This window comes from Acholeplasma equifetale ATCC 29724, from assembly GCF_000687735.1.
Taxonomy (GTDB): Bacteria; Bacillota_I; Bacilli_A; order Acholeplasmatales; family Acholeplasmataceae; genus Acholeplasma; species Acholeplasma equifetale.
In genome coordinates this window covers 33,979-47,666 of record NZ_JHXL01000005.1, presented here as the reverse complement: position 1 = coordinate 47,666, position 13,688 = coordinate 33,979, and the positions used below count along the sequence as shown (strand labels likewise).

The window sequence follows — 13,688 nt, the reverse complement described above, 5'->3', positions numbered from 1 at the left end:
ACAATGAAGAAGATCTTAATGCTTTTATTTGTTGGTATCATTGCATTAACAATGACATCATGTGAAGATAAGAAAATTGTAGATAATACTGTAAATGTGTATTTCTTTACTGCAAATACTGGTGCAGAACGTGTTGATACAATTTTTAATATTGAGCCGGGTTCAAAAATTCCTAAACCAAAAGATCCTGTTCGTCCTGGATTTGCTTTCTTAGGATGGACAACAGATTTAAAAGGTGAAAAAATTTGGGATTTTGATACTGATACTATTGGTAATACATCAATTATTCTTTATGCAAAATGGGAAGATCGCATCTTAACCATTCAATATCATTTAAATGGTGGTGAGATGGCTACCTCAAATTATCCAGTAGAATTTAAACCTGGTGATACATTTGTATTACCTGCAGCTAAGAAAACTGGTTATAAGTTTAAAGGTTGGTATACATATGAACCAGATTTTGTAAAATATCCAAATACAGATGGAACAAAACCTGGTGATTTGGCAATGTCTTCTATTCCAAGAACTCAAACTGATGATTTAGTATTATATGCTCACTGGGAATTAATTAAAGTAACTGTTCAATTTAGATCAAACCATCCAAATGGTATATCTGTGGCACCAAATCCTCAATCTAAAGTTATAGCTTATACAGACGTTGTTGTCTATGGTGATAACTTCCCTACATTTGGTACTGTTGCAGGATACGAATTCTTAGGATGGAATACTAAGAGTGATGGAACAGGTGAATTTGTTCTAGACGGCTCAATGTTCGGTAGAACAAATCCAATCACACTATACGGTATATGGAAAGAAATCTAAACATTATTTTAGAACAACTGAAAAAATATAAGAAAAAGAGAGATTTAAATCTCTTTTTCCTATTAGTAGGGGTAGTTTTTTCAGTTATCGTATATCTTGTATTTCGTTTATTAGGTGTTGATTTTAGTGTGATTGCTCCTATCATGATGTTACTTATTATTGGTTTAACAGTAGCAATACTAATCATGAGACCAAAAATATTGACATATTCAATGTATTATAAATATTATAAAATGTTAGCAGATAATCAAGGCCCATTGACTGTAAATGTTAAACCATTTACGAAGACATTCATTAAGAATTTGAATGAAATGGGCTTTGATTCAAATTTTCAAACAAATAATTTTATTATTCATTATAAAATTTATGATAAATTAAAAGACATTCGTTCCAAGGGTAAAGCGATAGTGTTTGCTGTAATGGCCAAAAACGACCAAGCAAAGTTTTATTCCGAAGAGCTTGATACAGCAATCGAACAAATCGTATCTGCTCAAAAAAAGCCAATTAAACGCCAAATTGTCTTACAATTTAAAAAATATTCATCATTTAATCAAGTGAACAAAGAAGAAATGGATCAAGTCATTAACTTAGTTGATGGAGGATTTGTTTTAATTCACTTAACATGTGGTATTATGTTAGATACGAACCAAATTTATTTTTTAAGACCTAAAAAAGTTTATCCAAATAAATTTTATTACTATGGTTCAAAATTAATTTATGAACTAACATCAAGATAATCGAGGTACTATGAAAGATATTAATCAACAACCGAAACCAGAAGATTTTTTAATTGATGATAGCGTTAATTCAAGCCCAATTAAAAAAGATGATTCAAAGGTTATCGATCCTAAAAAAATAAAGCGTAAAAGATTTATTAAGAAAGTATTGATTAGTGTATTGGTTTGCACATCAATTTCTTTAATGTTATTCTTTTTTGGATTAGCATGGCAAGACGATTTTACATCTTTAATGGCAATAGGAGATGCATTATGGTTAGTATTTGCGTTGTGGTTGGCATTAGCTTGGATGTTAAGTGTTTATAATTTAAATATTTTATCGCCATTAATACATGGAACAAAGACGTTTGCGTTAATGATCGTTGGTAAAAGACCAAAAGAAGATTATTATACGTACACACAAAAGGTTAAACAAAATCAAATTCCAAAGTATTATCTTATCGTTTGTTGGATCACAACACTAATTATATTTATTGTTGCGTTAATAACACTTATTCTATTAAAAAAATAATTGAGGTGACGTGATGGATCAAAAAATCTTATATGGCGATAATATTCATTACTCAAATGGTGTCATCTATGAAGTTGGAATAGGTGTCAAACGAGATTATAAAAAAGCTTTAGAATGCTATAAAAAAGGGATGGAAGAAGGACATTTACAATCTAAAATTAAGGTGAGAGAAACACACCTTGATTTCAAGGTGGTGGTTCCAACCATCCTTTTTAGTTTGATTGTATTAATATACACAAGTTTAAAAAACTTATCATGGGTAGGATTATTTGTTGCAGGTATAATTCTTTTAATTACATCAAGCTTTAAACTTAATAAATATTGGTACAAAATTGGTTATGCAAATATAATTAATTTAATGATGTTTTTTGGTTCGATATTTATCTTTTTACCCTTATCTGCAGTCATTCCTTATTTAAGAGGTGTGACATATTTACCTTTAAATGCGTTAATGGTCATAGGATTTTTCATCTTTGGTGCAGGAATTATATTCTTAATAATTAACAGAAATAAAAGTCATTTAAAAATGGTATTTTCAGGGTTATTTTTAACACTTGCATCCATCATGGTATATTTTATTCCAGTTGAAGATGTAAAATATCGTGTAGAAGATTATTTAGATGGTGTATGGATTGTTGATTATCGAAGTAACGAATCATACGTTGAAATCCCCAAAGTTTTAAATAATAAAAATGTTAAAGGTATAGCACCTTATGCCTTTCGTAGTTCTAGTGTTGAAAAGGTAGTTGTTGGAGATCATATTGAATATATTGGAGATTATGCGTTTTCTTACAGTAAAAATTTAAAAGAAGTCATTTTAACAGAACATGTTAAATTAGGCCAAGGGGTATTTTATCAAGCAGAATCACTAGAAAAAATCATTCTGCCTAAATTAGATGTTTTGCCCCAATATACTTTTGCATATAACGTATCATTAAAATCAATTGATCTACCAGATACTTTGGAAGGTATTGATAGTTATGCTTTTTATGGTGCAAGAAACTTAAAAGATTTTACATTACCAAATACATTGAAATATATTGGAGCATTTGCATTTGGTCAAAATCATGCAATAACACATTTTGAGATGCCAGATTCCGTGACTTATTTAGGTCGTGGTGTATTTTTTGAAAATTCAAAACTTCAAAGTGTGAAATTTTCAAAAAATATCGATTATATTCCAAATCAAACATTTGAGAGAACGGGTTTGGTGTCATTCACTATACCGGAACATATTAAATCCATTGGTGCAAATGCGTTTTTTGATTCAAGAAGCTTAGAAAGTTTAACTTTACATGATGACATCAATACGATAGGTGAAAGTGCATTTCGCAATTTAATTAAGTTAAAAGAAATTCAATTGCCACAAAATTTAACTGAAATAAGCCCATATTTACTTTTTAATTCATCATCCATAGAAAAAATTATAATTCCAGAACAGGTTAAAAAAATCGGTCATAGTGCTTTTAAAGGAATGACAAACTTAAAATATATTCAATTACCTTTAGGATTAGAATCGATAGAAACAAGTGCATTTGAAAATACAAGCTTAATGGGAATTGAATTACCAGAAACATTAAATTATCTTGGTGCACGTGTTTTCCAAGATGTTAAAAACTTAGAATCTATTACAATTCCAAGCTTAATTACATCAATTAACGTAGGATTGTTTAATCAAGCGAGAGATTTAAAAGAAGTTCATATTTTGGGTGAAATTACAAAAATTGAATATGACGCTTTTAGATTTGCATCAAGTTTAGAAAGCATATATTATGAAGGAAATCTTCAATCAATTGGTAATTATGCTTTTTATGGAACAAGTCAATTAAAAGCATTTGACTTTAAAGATACAGTAACAGTTATTGGCGATTACGCATTTAGTGGATCAGCATTAAAAGAAGTTTATCTTCCTAAAACGGTTCTTAATATTGGTAATTTTGCATTTGGACTTAATGAACATTTAGAAAAAATCACACTTTATGAATCAGTTAATCGAATGGGACTTCAAGTCTTTTTAAATACACCTAAATTAACAATTTATATTATTGGTGAAAAAATTCCAGAAGGTTGGAATGAAGACTTTAATCCTGATAATCGACCAATTATTTTTCAAAACGAATAATTAAACCCTTTTCTAAGGGTTTTTTATTTTTTTAGAAATGAAATATCTTTTATATAACATTTTTTAAGCCTTCAAACCTAATATTTAGAATTAAATATTAATAAGTGTTATAATACATTAGGAAATAATTATTTTTGTAGAAGGAGATTATATATGTCAACATTGAAAATTGAGAATTTACATGTATCAATCGAGAATAAAGAGATCTTAAAAGGTGTGAATCTTGTAGTTAAATCAGGAGAAGTACACGCAATTATGGGTCCAAATGGTACAGGTAAATCAACTTTGGCTTCTGCATTGATGGGACATCCTAAGTATGAAGTAACTGATGGTTCTGCAATGTTAGATGATGAAAACCTATTAGAGTTAGAGGTCGATGAACGTGCAAGAGCGGGATTATTCTTAGCGATGCAATATCCACAAGAAGTTTCAGGTGTAACAAACTCAGATTTTATGCGTAGTGCTTTACGTGCAGTTCGTGGTGAAGAAATTCCTTTAATTGAATTTATTATGCAATATGAAAAAAATGCACAAGATTTAAAAATGAGAGAAGATTTGCCACATCGCTATTTAAATGAAGGCTTTTCTGGTGGTGAACGTAAACGTAATGAAATTTTACAACTTAAAACATTAAAACCTAAATTTGCTATATTAGATGAAATTGACTCAGGATTAGATATCGATGCATTAAGAATTGTCGGAGAAAACGTTAGTGATATGGTTTCTCCTGATTTTGGTTGCATACTTATTACACACTATCAAAGAATTTTAGATTATATTAAGCCAACACACGTTCATATTATGATTGATGGACGTATCGTATTAACAGGTGGCGAAGAATTAATTAAGAAAATCGATCAAAATGGTTATGAATGGATTAAAGATGAGTTAGGTATCGATTTTGAAGATGGTAGTTTAGAATGAATCAAATTGTAGTTAATCAAAAAACCTCAAATATTGATGGGGTAAAGATTGATGCATCAACCATTACAGTTTTAAAAAATACAGTATTAGATGATACTTTAACCATAAAACTCATCGATCGATCCACTGAAAATCTTACAATTAATGTTGAAAACAACGCAATTGTAAAAATTATATTTGAAATTCAAGATGCTCTTAAAACAGAGGCTAACTACAACATCGTATTGAATACATTTAACAATACAAACGTTAAGTTTTTATTTATTGCTGATGTTGCACATGAAGGTGTATTAAACTTTAAAGGGAATGCTTATAATGATTCAAATATTGAATTTATCGGAAGCTTTATAAGTAACAAATTAACGGCTAAAGTACATTTAGATCTACTCGGTCGTGGTGCAAATTTAAAAGTTAGAACAATTACTGTCTCAGCTTTAAACAACAACCAAGTTTTAGATGTTCATATGATTCATCATGCACCGAATACATTTGCTGATATGACAAATATTGGTATTGCATCAGGTGAAGGCATTGTTAAACTCAATGGTGTTGGTGAAATTAATCAAGGCATGAAGGGTTCAAGTGCATTCCAAACATTAAGAGGTATTATTACTTCGGATAAAGCTCAAATTGATGTTAATCCAATTTTAATTATTGATGAGTTTGATGTAACAGCTGGACATGCTGCAACTGTAGGTAAAATTGAAGAAGAAGTTTTATATTATTTAATGAGTCGTGGGTTACCAGAAGTTGAAGCTCAAAAACTCATTATTTATGGTTTCTTAAGACCGGTATTAGATGAAATTGATGATGCGTTAATTAAAGAACACGTAGAAAAAATAATAGACGAAAGAATTTGATAAGATGGACGTAAGTAAAATTAAAAGCCAATTTCCAGTATTTAAAAAAAATCCTAAGTTAAGTTTTTTTGATTCTGCAGCATCAAGTTTAAAACATAAAAAATCAGTCAAATTAATGAGCGATTATTTACTTTATAATGGTTCAAATGTGCATCGTGGTGTCTATCAATTAGCACATGAATCGACTGAACTTTATGAAAATGCAAGATTAAAAGTTGCAGAGTTTATTAAAGCAGATCAAAGCGAAATCATTTTTACCAAATCAACAACACATGCATTAAACATGCTAAGCTATGGTATTGAAGATTTAGTTTCTGAAGGTGATGAAATTATTGTTTCTGAATTAGAACATCATTCAAACCTTTTACCTTGGCTTAGATTAGCTCTAAAAAAGAACTTAAAAGTAAAGTTTATTCCACTTGAAGATGGCTTAATTACCTTACCTAATTTTAAGAAAGTTTTATCAAACAAAACAAAATTGGTTATAACAAATCATATATCAAACGTATTAGGTTATATGGCACCAATTAAAGAAATGGCTAAACTAGCTCATCGTGTTGGAGCATATATCATTGTTGATGCAGCTCAAAGTATTGCACACGTTAAAATCGATGTTAAAAAGTTAGATGTCGATTTCCTAGCTTTTTCAGGTCATAAAATGTATGGACCTAATGGTATTGGTGTGTTATATGGTAAATATGAATTATTAGAAAAATTAAATCCTGCTGAATATGGTGGGGAAATGATTGATAAAGTTAGTTTAGAATCAAAAAATACATATAAACGTCCGCCATATAAATTTGAAGCAGGAACACCACCTATTGCAGAGGCAATCGGATTAGTTGGTGCAATTGAGTTTATTGAAAAAATTGGACAAAAAAAATCTTATCAACATGAATTAGAATTAAGAAATTATATTTTAGAAAAATTAGAAAATGTTGAAGGTATTACGATTTATAATAAAAAATACCCATCAACATTAGTTACTTTAAATATTGATGGTGTTCATCCACATGATGTTGCAAGTTTCTTAGATCAACATAGTATCGCAGTACGTGCTGGACATCATTGTAACCAACTGACAATGAAATATTTAAATGTCAATTCAACAATCCGCGCATCTGTTGGTATATATAATACAAAAGAAGATTGTGATAAGTTGGTTCATGCATTAATTGAAACAAGAAATTTCTTTATGAATTTTTGAAAGGAAAAACTATGGACTTAAAGAATTTATACAGACAAGTAATTATGGATCATTATAAAAATCCTAAATATCGTGGATTAGTAAAAAATGATCAGTACTTGATAGTCCATTTAAATAACCCAACTTGTGGTGATGAAATGGTTGTACAACTTTACATTGAAGATGGCATGATTAAAGATGTACGTCATGAGGGTGTAGGTTGTAGTATATGCTGTTCATCAGCAAGTGTTGCATCAATTACACTTGTTGGAAAAACCATTGAAGAAGGATTAGAGGCAATCCATCAGTTTTATGAATTAATTAAGGGAGAACCTTATGATGATAAAAAATTAGTTATGGATGCTAAAGCATATGAAACCGTTCATGATTTTCCTGCACGTGTTAAATGCGCAACATTAGCATGGAAAGCTTATGAACAAGGTTTACTAGAAAAGAAAAAGGAGATTACCCATGGATGATACAAAGAAAAAAGTAAATGAGATTGTTGGTGAGTATCAATATGGATTTATCACACCTTCAAAACCTGTTTATGATACAGGTAAAGGTATTAATGAAAATATTGTTAGAGAAATCTCAAAAATTAAAAATGAACCATCATGGATGACTGAATTTAGAGTTAAGGCTTATGAAAATTTCATGAACATTCCAAATCCATCATGGGGACCAGACTTAAGTTTTATTAATTTTGATGAAATCACTTATTATATTAAATCCAGTGAAAGAACAACAAACTCATGGGATGAAGTACCTGTTGAAATTAAAAAAACTTTTGAACGTTTAGGTATTCCTGAAGCAGAACGCAAATATTTAGCAGGTGTTTCAAGCCAATTTGAATCAGAAGTTGTTTATCATGCAAACAGCGAAGAATTAGAAAAATTAGGTGTTATTTATTGTGACACAGATACAGCATTAAAAAAATATCCAGAGTTATTTAAAGAGTATTTTGGAACTGTCGTTCCAATGAATGACAACAAATATGCTGCATTAAATAGTGCTGTATGGAGTGGTGGATCATTTATTTATGTTCCAAAAGGTGTTAAAGTTACAAAACCACTTCAAAGTTATTTTAGAATTAACTCAGAACAAGCAGGACAATTTGAAAGAACATTAATCATTGTTGATGAAGGTGCGTATGTGAATTATGTTGAAGGATGTACAGCACCAGTTTATTCAAAAGATTCATTACATGCTGCAATCGTTGAAGTTATTGTTAAAAAGGATGCAACATGTCGTTATACCACAATTCAAAACTGGAGTAATAATGTTTTAAACTTAGTAACCAAACGTGCACATGTTTATGAAAACGGACATATGGAATGGATTGATGGTAACATTGGTTCTAATGTCAATATGAAATATCCATCATGTATTTTATTAGGAGAACATGCAAAAGGTACAACAATTAGTATTGCATTTGCTGGTAAAAATCAATGGCAAGACGCAGGTGCTAGAATGATTCACGTTGCACCTAATACAACTTCAAGCATTGTATCTAAGTCGATTGCTCGTGGTGGTGGAAAGGTCAATTATCGTGGTAAAGTTGTCTTTGGTAAAAATGCTAAAGGTTCAAGAGCAAATATTGAATGTGATACAATTTTACTTGACGGTATTTCAACATCAGATACAATCCCTACAAACGTGATTAAAAATAGTGATGTCTTCTTACAACATGAAGCAACAGTTTCAAAAATTTCAGAAGAACAACTATTCTATTTAATGAGCCGTGGTTTAACTGAAGAAGAAGCAACAGAAATGATTGTTATGGGATTCATTGAACCATTTGCTAAAGAGTTACCAATGGAATATGCAGTCGAATTAAACCAACTCATTAAACTTGAAATGGAAGGTTCATTAGGATAAAAAAATAAAATGATGCATTATGCATCATTTTTTTAATGTCTTTTGAAAATGGTTAAGATCATCTTTTCGAATGGATAAATAATTAAATATTAATTCTTGATGTAAATCATCAAATAAAATCATTTTTGGTTTTAAAGACTCTAAGAGTTGATTAAGTTTAATATAAAATAAATTCCAAACACCAAAGAAACGATCATTCATCAAATAAACATTTTTATCTAATACAATCTCTAATCCATAATCTTCAATCAATTGGATAGGTAAATGGATTTGGTTAGTTTGTTTAAGCTCATTTAAATGTAAAAGTGTTTCATAGATTTTATCAATTTTAGATAGCAATAAGATAGGTTCTAAATGGATTTGTGCTTTTGGATCTGTGATAAAAAGTAGCATACCAAATAAAGATTGTTTTTCAAAATAAATCATTAAATCATCTAAACGTCTTAGTTTGGGATTTTCTAAATATTCAATTTTTATTTTTGTATATTGATATAAAAAATCTAAGTTCAAAGGTGCATATAAAAAATATTTTCTAAGTTGTTTAAATTTTTTATCCTTAGGCGTATAGCCATTAATGAAACTTAAAATATCTTTTATATATATATTTAAGCTATCAACAGTATCTAATTTTCTAACATAATTTAAATGATTTGAAACTATTTCATATAAAATTTTTATTTTTTTATCTTTAATAGATTCTAAATATTCATTTTTAAGGAACATATGCAATACCTTCTTTGTTGTATTCTCTTATTTATTATAACACTATAAAATAAGAGTATGAAAACAATCAATTATATTAAAAATGAAATCGACGGTGGCTATATTTATCCTGGAAAAATAAAAATGGGAAGAAGTGCATTAGGTATTATTAAAGAACTTTATCATAAAAATTTATCAAGTCTTGAAGGTTATATAAAAAGTGTAAGAAAAATGTTGAATCTTAAATATAAAATACCTTTTTTTATAAATGATTTTTATATTTTTATTTATGATAAAAGTTACAAAGATTATGAGACAATATTTATCAATTATAAAGAGATTAGATATATCAAAAAAATGAATGAAAGCATATGCATCCATTTTCATAATGATGATGTAATCATGGTAAATTTAAGTCTAAATATCTATGAAAGATTAGTTATGAGTATATCTTTAATCGATAAATATAAAAAAAGTTTACTATGAATACACTTTCACTATTAATTCATATGTAAACTGAAAATCATTCGTGGTATAATAGGAAATGACCAAAAACTATACATAAAAAGGAGATTCGACATGGCGAAAAAAACATTAAGAGATATCGAATTAAAAGATAAAAAAGTCTTAGTGCGTGTTGACTTTAACGTACCACTAGACAAAGAAGGAAATATTACTGATGACACAAGAATTGTTGCGGCTTTACCAACAATTGAATATGTTATCAAAGCAGGTGGGAAAGCAATTTTATTCTCACATTTAGGTCGTATTAAGACTGAAGCTGATAAAGCAACTAACTCAATGAGACCGGTTGCTAAAAGATTAGGCGAATTAATCAATAAAGATGTTATCTTTGTTGGACAAACTCGCGGAAAAGAATTAGAAGATGCAATTAACGCATTAAAACCTGGGGATGTTTTAATGTTTGAAAATACTAGATTCGAAGACTTAGAAGGTAAAAAAGAATCTGGTAATGATCCTGAATTAGGTAAATACTGGGCTTCATTAGGGGATGTATTCATTAACGATGCTTTCGGTACAGCACATAGAGCACATGCTTCTAACGTTGGTATTTCATCCAATATCAAAGAAGCGGTTGCAGGTTTATTACTTGAAAAAGAAATTAACTTCATCGGTGGTGCTTTAGAAAATCCTGAAAGACCTTTCGTAGCAATTTTAGGTGGTGCTAAAGTAAGTGATAAGATAGAAGTTATTACTAACCTTTTAAAAGTTGCTGATAAAGTATTAATTGGCGGCGGTATGGCATTTACATTCTTAAAAGCTTTAGGCTATGAAGTTGGTAAGTCATTAGTTGAGTTGGATAAAGTTGATTTAGCTAAAGAATTACTTGAGAAAGCAAATGGCAAGATTGAATTAGGATTTGACGTATTAACAGGTAAAGCATTTGATGCAAATACTGAAGTTAACGTTCGTCAATTCAATGAAATTCCAGAAGATGAAATGGGATTAGATATCGGACCTAAGACAGTTGAAAGATTCAAAGAAATTCTTAAAGATGCTAAGACTGTTGTATGGAACGGACCTCAAGGTGTATTCGAAATGGATGCATTCGCTAACGGTACTAAACAAGTTGCATTAGCATTAGCTGACCTTCAAGGTAAAGCAGTTACAATCGTTGGTGGTGGTGATTCAGCAGCAGCAGTTGCTAAATTCAATCTTGAAGATAAATTCTCACACATCTCAACAGGTGGCGGAGCTTCACTTGAATATTTAGAAGGAAAAGTATTGCCAGGTATTGCTTGCGTACAAGATAAATAATGATAGACATTGGTAAAAAAATTCGAGCTTTAAGGTTAGGAAATAACTTAACCCAAGAAGAATTAGCGAATCGCTTAGAACTTACCAAAGGCTACATCTCACAACTTGAAAATAACCTAACATCCCCATCGATTCAAACGCTATTTGCGATTCTTGAAGTATTAGGTGTTGAAGTTCATGAATTTTTCTCTAAACCAGAAGATGAAGATGCAAACATCGTATTTACAAAAGATGACTTTTATGAAAAAGCGTTTGATGATATTGGTTCAGTCATTTCATGGATTGTACCTAATGCACAAAAATATGAAATGGAACCAATCATCATAGAAATTAAACCAGGTGGACAATCTGAAATTGATGATCCACATCCTGGTGAAGAATTTGGTTATGTCCTTGAAGGACAAATCACACTCGTACTTAATAAAAAAAGATATATTGTGAAAAAGGGTGAAACCTTCTACTATATGGCAAACAAAGAACACTATTTACTAAATCATGGTCATAGTGTAGCTAGAGTACTTTGGATTTCAACCCCACCAATGTTTTAGTAAAGGAGAAGAACATGGAAAAAGAAATTATCATTGGTTCAACTGCAGGACTTCATGCGACATTAGCTGCTAAAGTCGTTCAAACTGCTTCAAAATATGCTGTTGATATTAGACTTCATTATAAAGACAAAGTTGTTGACTTAAAATCAATCTTAGGTTTAATGAGCTTAGCTGTACCTAAGGGTGAAAACGTAAAAATCGTTGCTTCAGGACCTCATGCTGAAGAAGCAATTAAAGAAATCTCTTCAATTTTAGGGTAATTAACATGAACAAAAGAATACCTGTTATTGCAGCTAACTGGAAAATGTATAAAACTAAAGATGAGGCTTTAGCATTTATTTTCCAAGTAAATGAATTAGTACCTGCACGCTCAAAAGTAGAATCTATTATTTGTGCACCTTCAATTCTTTTAAACTTATTAGTTAAAAGAGAAGGTGAAAACATCCGTATTGGTGCTCAAAATATGCATTACATGGATGAAGGTGCATTCACTGGTGAAAATTCACCATTACAAGTGAAAACTGCTGGTGCAGAATACGTTTTAATTGGTCACAGCGAAAGAAGAAGTTATTTTAACGAAACAGATGAAACAGTCAACAAGAAATTACATGCAGCTATTAAACACGAAATTACACCAATTCTTTGCATTGGTGAACAATTAGATGAACGTGAATCTGGACGTACAAAAGCAGTTTTAGATCATCAATTAGAAATAGCATTCAAGGATATTCATCCTGCTGATGCAGCTAAAGTTATTATTGCATATGAACCAGTTTGGGCTATCGGTACTGGTAAAACTGCAACTCCTGAAATGGCTAATGACACAATCAAAGATGTACGTGAAAAAGTTAAAGCATTATATGGAGCAGAAGTATCAGAAGCTGTTAGAATTCTTTATGGTGGATCAGTTAAAACTGATAACATCAGAAGTTTATTAGCTCAATCAGATATTGATGGTGCATTAATTGGTGGTGCATCATTAGATCCAAACAACTTCTTAGAATTTACAAAAGCAGCATTAGAATTTTAAATAAAAATAGGCTTAAAACAAGCCTATTTTTTTATGTATATAATCAAAAAGTAATTGTTTTTTAAAATATTATATTAAGATAATATTACAGAACGACTCAAAAGGGGGATTTTAGTATGTATCAATCTATTACAACAAAACAATATAAAAAATTCATGAATTTATGGATGTTATATGGTGGTATATTTATATTGATTGGTGTAATTTCTTTAGTTGTATTATCTGGTATTTTAAGATTAATACTTATAATTTTAAGCGTTGTGTTATTGGGTGTTTCAATTATTATGATTTTGCTGACTAAAAATAAAAAATCAAAATTTTTTGAAATATCAAAAGATAATTCTATATTAAAAGGTTACATTAAAGATAAAGAAAGTGCTTTTGGTGGATATTATAAATTGGTTGTTTCATATAAAGATAAAATTTATAAAACAGAAGCATATTTTACTAAAAAAGATACATTAAACTTAATGAACAGTGATGTCACATTTGTATTAAATAAAGACGAAACAATATTTTTACTTAATTTAGATAAGTAGCTAATAATTAAGACAAGAAAAAAAGGACTATTTCAAAAAGTCCTTTT

The 13,688-nt window shown here is 29.8% G+C and carries 16 protein-coding genes; 15 read left to right on the top strand and 1 reads right to left on the bottom strand.

Annotated elements, in window-relative coordinates; translation table 11 throughout:
* The first annotated feature begins 3 nt into the window (after positions 1-3).
* The 9 genes from T434_RS0103645 to sufB all read left to right on the top strand — a co-directional run bounded on the left by T434_RS0103645 (position 4) and on the right by sufB (position 9,043).
* A complete protein-coding gene (locus tag T434_RS0103645; protein ID WP_026399947.1) occupies positions 4-822 on the top strand; it encodes an InlB B-repeat-containing protein in 819 nt (272 codons plus the stop codon).
* Positions 807-1,559, top strand: a complete 753-nt coding sequence (locus tag T434_RS0103640; protein ID WP_026399946.1) for a hypothetical protein — start codon at positions 807-809, stop codon at positions 1,557-1,559. The genes T434_RS0103645 and T434_RS0103640 overlap by 16 nt, the downstream gene beginning before the upstream one ends.
* 10 nt (positions 1,560-1,569) lie before the next feature.
* Positions 1,570-2,070: a hypothetical protein gene (locus tag T434_RS0103635; protein WP_026399945.1), complete on the top strand. Its 501-nt coding sequence runs from the start codon at positions 1,570-1,572 to the stop codon at positions 2,068-2,070.
* A gap of 13 nt (positions 2,071-2,083) precedes the next feature.
* Positions 2,084-4,192: a leucine-rich repeat protein gene (locus T434_RS0103630; RefSeq protein WP_026399944.1), complete on the top strand. Its 2,109-nt coding sequence runs from the start codon at positions 2,084-2,086 to the stop codon at positions 4,190-4,192.
* 153 nt (positions 4,193-4,345) lie between these two features.
* Positions 4,346-5,116 (top strand): Fe-S cluster assembly ATPase SufC, encoded by a 771-nt coding sequence (sufC, locus tag T434_RS0103625; protein WP_162150690.1) that lies wholly within the window; start codon positions 4,346-4,348, stop codon positions 5,114-5,116.
* On the top strand, positions 5,113-5,976 hold the full coding sequence (locus T434_RS07460) for a SufD family Fe-S cluster assembly protein (RefSeq protein WP_162150689.1): 864 nt from the start codon (positions 5,113-5,115) through the stop codon (positions 5,974-5,976). The genes sufC and T434_RS07460 overlap by 4 nt, the downstream gene beginning before the upstream one ends.
* Positions 5,977-5,980: 4 nt before the next feature.
* Complete coding sequence (locus tag T434_RS0103615; protein WP_162150688.1) at positions 5,981-7,183, top strand: aminotransferase class V-fold PLP-dependent enzyme; 1,203 nt, start codon at positions 5,981-5,983, stop codon at positions 7,181-7,183.
* 11 nt (positions 7,184-7,194) lie between these two features.
* Entirely contained in the window at positions 7,195-7,641 is a 447-nt protein-coding gene (sufU, locus tag T434_RS06825; protein ID WP_162150687.1) for a Fe-S cluster assembly sulfur transfer protein SufU, read from the top strand.
* On the top strand, positions 7,634-9,043 hold the full coding sequence (gene sufB / locus T434_RS0103605; RefSeq protein WP_026399941.1) for a Fe-S cluster assembly protein SufB: 1,410 nt from the start codon (positions 7,634-7,636) through the stop codon (positions 9,041-9,043). Before sufU ends, sufB begins: the two co-directional genes overlap by 8 nt.
* A gap of 24 nt (positions 9,044-9,067) precedes the next feature.
* Here sufB and T434_RS0103600 read toward each other — a convergent pair whose 3' ends face one another.
* The gene (locus T434_RS0103600; protein WP_162150686.1) at positions 9,068-9,766 is read right to left on the bottom strand and encodes a hypothetical protein; all 699 of its coding nucleotides are present in this window, start codon (positions 9,764-9,766) and stop codon (positions 9,068-9,070) included.
* Positions 9,767-9,823: 57 nt separating this feature from the next.
* Here T434_RS0103600 and T434_RS0103595 point away from each other — a divergent pair, with 57 nt between their 5' ends.
* The 6 genes from T434_RS0103595 (at position 9,824) to T434_RS0103570 (ending at position 13,641) form a co-directional block, all read left to right on the top strand.
* A complete protein-coding gene (locus T434_RS0103595; protein WP_162150685.1) occupies positions 9,824-10,231 on the top strand; it encodes a competence protein ComK in 408 nt (135 codons plus the stop codon).
* Positions 10,232-10,324: 93 nt separating this feature from the next.
* Positions 10,325-11,524, top strand: coding sequence for a phosphoglycerate kinase (locus T434_RS0103590; RefSeq protein WP_026399938.1), 1,200 nt, complete (start codon positions 10,325-10,327; stop codon positions 11,522-11,524).
* Entirely contained in the window at positions 11,524-12,072 is a 549-nt protein-coding gene (locus T434_RS0103585) for a helix-turn-helix domain-containing protein (protein WP_210997117.1), read from the top strand. Before T434_RS0103590 ends, T434_RS0103585 begins: the two co-directional genes overlap by 1 nt.
* Before the next feature lie 14 nt (positions 12,073-12,086).
* Complete coding sequence (locus tag T434_RS0103580; protein WP_026399936.1) at positions 12,087-12,332, top strand: HPr family phosphocarrier protein; 246 nt, start codon at positions 12,087-12,089, stop codon at positions 12,330-12,332.
* Positions 12,332-13,102 (top strand): triose-phosphate isomerase, encoded by a 771-nt coding sequence (gene tpiA, locus T434_RS0103575; protein ID WP_156934087.1) that lies wholly within the window; start codon positions 12,332-12,334, stop codon positions 13,100-13,102. The genes T434_RS0103580 and tpiA overlap by 1 nt, the downstream gene beginning before the upstream one ends.
* A gap of 116 nt (positions 13,103-13,218) precedes the next feature.
* On the top strand, positions 13,219-13,641 hold the full coding sequence (locus T434_RS0103570; protein WP_026399934.1) for a hypothetical protein: 423 nt from the start codon (positions 13,219-13,221) through the stop codon (positions 13,639-13,641).
* Positions 13,642-13,688 lie beyond the last annotated feature (47 nt).

Bases quoted from the DNA above. Each gene is read 5' to 3' on its own strand.
- T434_RS0103645 (WP_026399947.1), top strand. From the start codon at position 4: ATGAAGAAGATCTTAATGCTTTTATTTGTTGGTATCATTGCATTAACA.
- T434_RS0103640 (WP_026399946.1), top strand. From the start codon at position 807: ATGGAAAGAAATCTAAACATTATTTTAGAACAACTGAAAAAATATAAG.
- T434_RS0103635 (WP_026399945.1), top strand. From the start codon at position 1,570: ATGAAAGATATTAATCAACAACCGAAACCAGAAGATTTTTTAATTGAT.
- T434_RS0103630 (WP_026399944.1), top strand. From the start codon at position 2,084: ATGGATCAAAAAATCTTATATGGCGATAATATTCATTACTCAAATGGT.
- sufC (WP_162150690.1), top strand. From the start codon at position 4,346: ATGTCAACATTGAAAATTGAGAATTTACATGTATCAATCGAGAATAAA.
- T434_RS07460 (WP_162150689.1), top strand. From the start codon at position 5,113: ATGAATCAAATTGTAGTTAATCAAAAAACCTCAAATATTGATGGGGTA.
- T434_RS0103615 (WP_162150688.1), top strand. From the start codon at position 5,981: ATGGACGTAAGTAAAATTAAAAGCCAATTTCCAGTATTTAAAAAAAAT.
- sufU (WP_162150687.1), top strand. From the start codon at position 7,195: ATGGACTTAAAGAATTTATACAGACAAGTAATTATGGATCATTATAAA.
- sufB (WP_026399941.1), top strand. From the start codon at position 7,634: ATGGATGATACAAAGAAAAAAGTAAATGAGATTGTTGGTGAGTATCAA.
- T434_RS0103600 (WP_162150686.1), bottom strand. From the start codon at position 9,766: ATGTTCCTTAAAAATGAATATTTAGAATCTATTAAAGATAAAAAAATA.
- T434_RS0103595 (WP_162150685.1), top strand. From the start codon at position 9,824: ATGAAAACAATCAATTATATTAAAAATGAAATCGACGGTGGCTATATT.
- T434_RS0103590 (WP_026399938.1), top strand. From the start codon at position 10,325: ATGGCGAAAAAAACATTAAGAGATATCGAATTAAAAGATAAAAAAGTC.
- T434_RS0103585 (WP_210997117.1), top strand. From the start codon at position 11,524: ATGATAGACATTGGTAAAAAAATTCGAGCTTTAAGGTTAGGAAATAAC.
- T434_RS0103580 (WP_026399936.1), top strand. From the start codon at position 12,087: ATGGAAAAAGAAATTATCATTGGTTCAACTGCAGGACTTCATGCGACA.
- T434_RS0103570 (WP_026399934.1), top strand. From the start codon at position 13,219: ATGTATCAATCTATTACAACAAAACAATATAAAAAATTCATGAATTTA.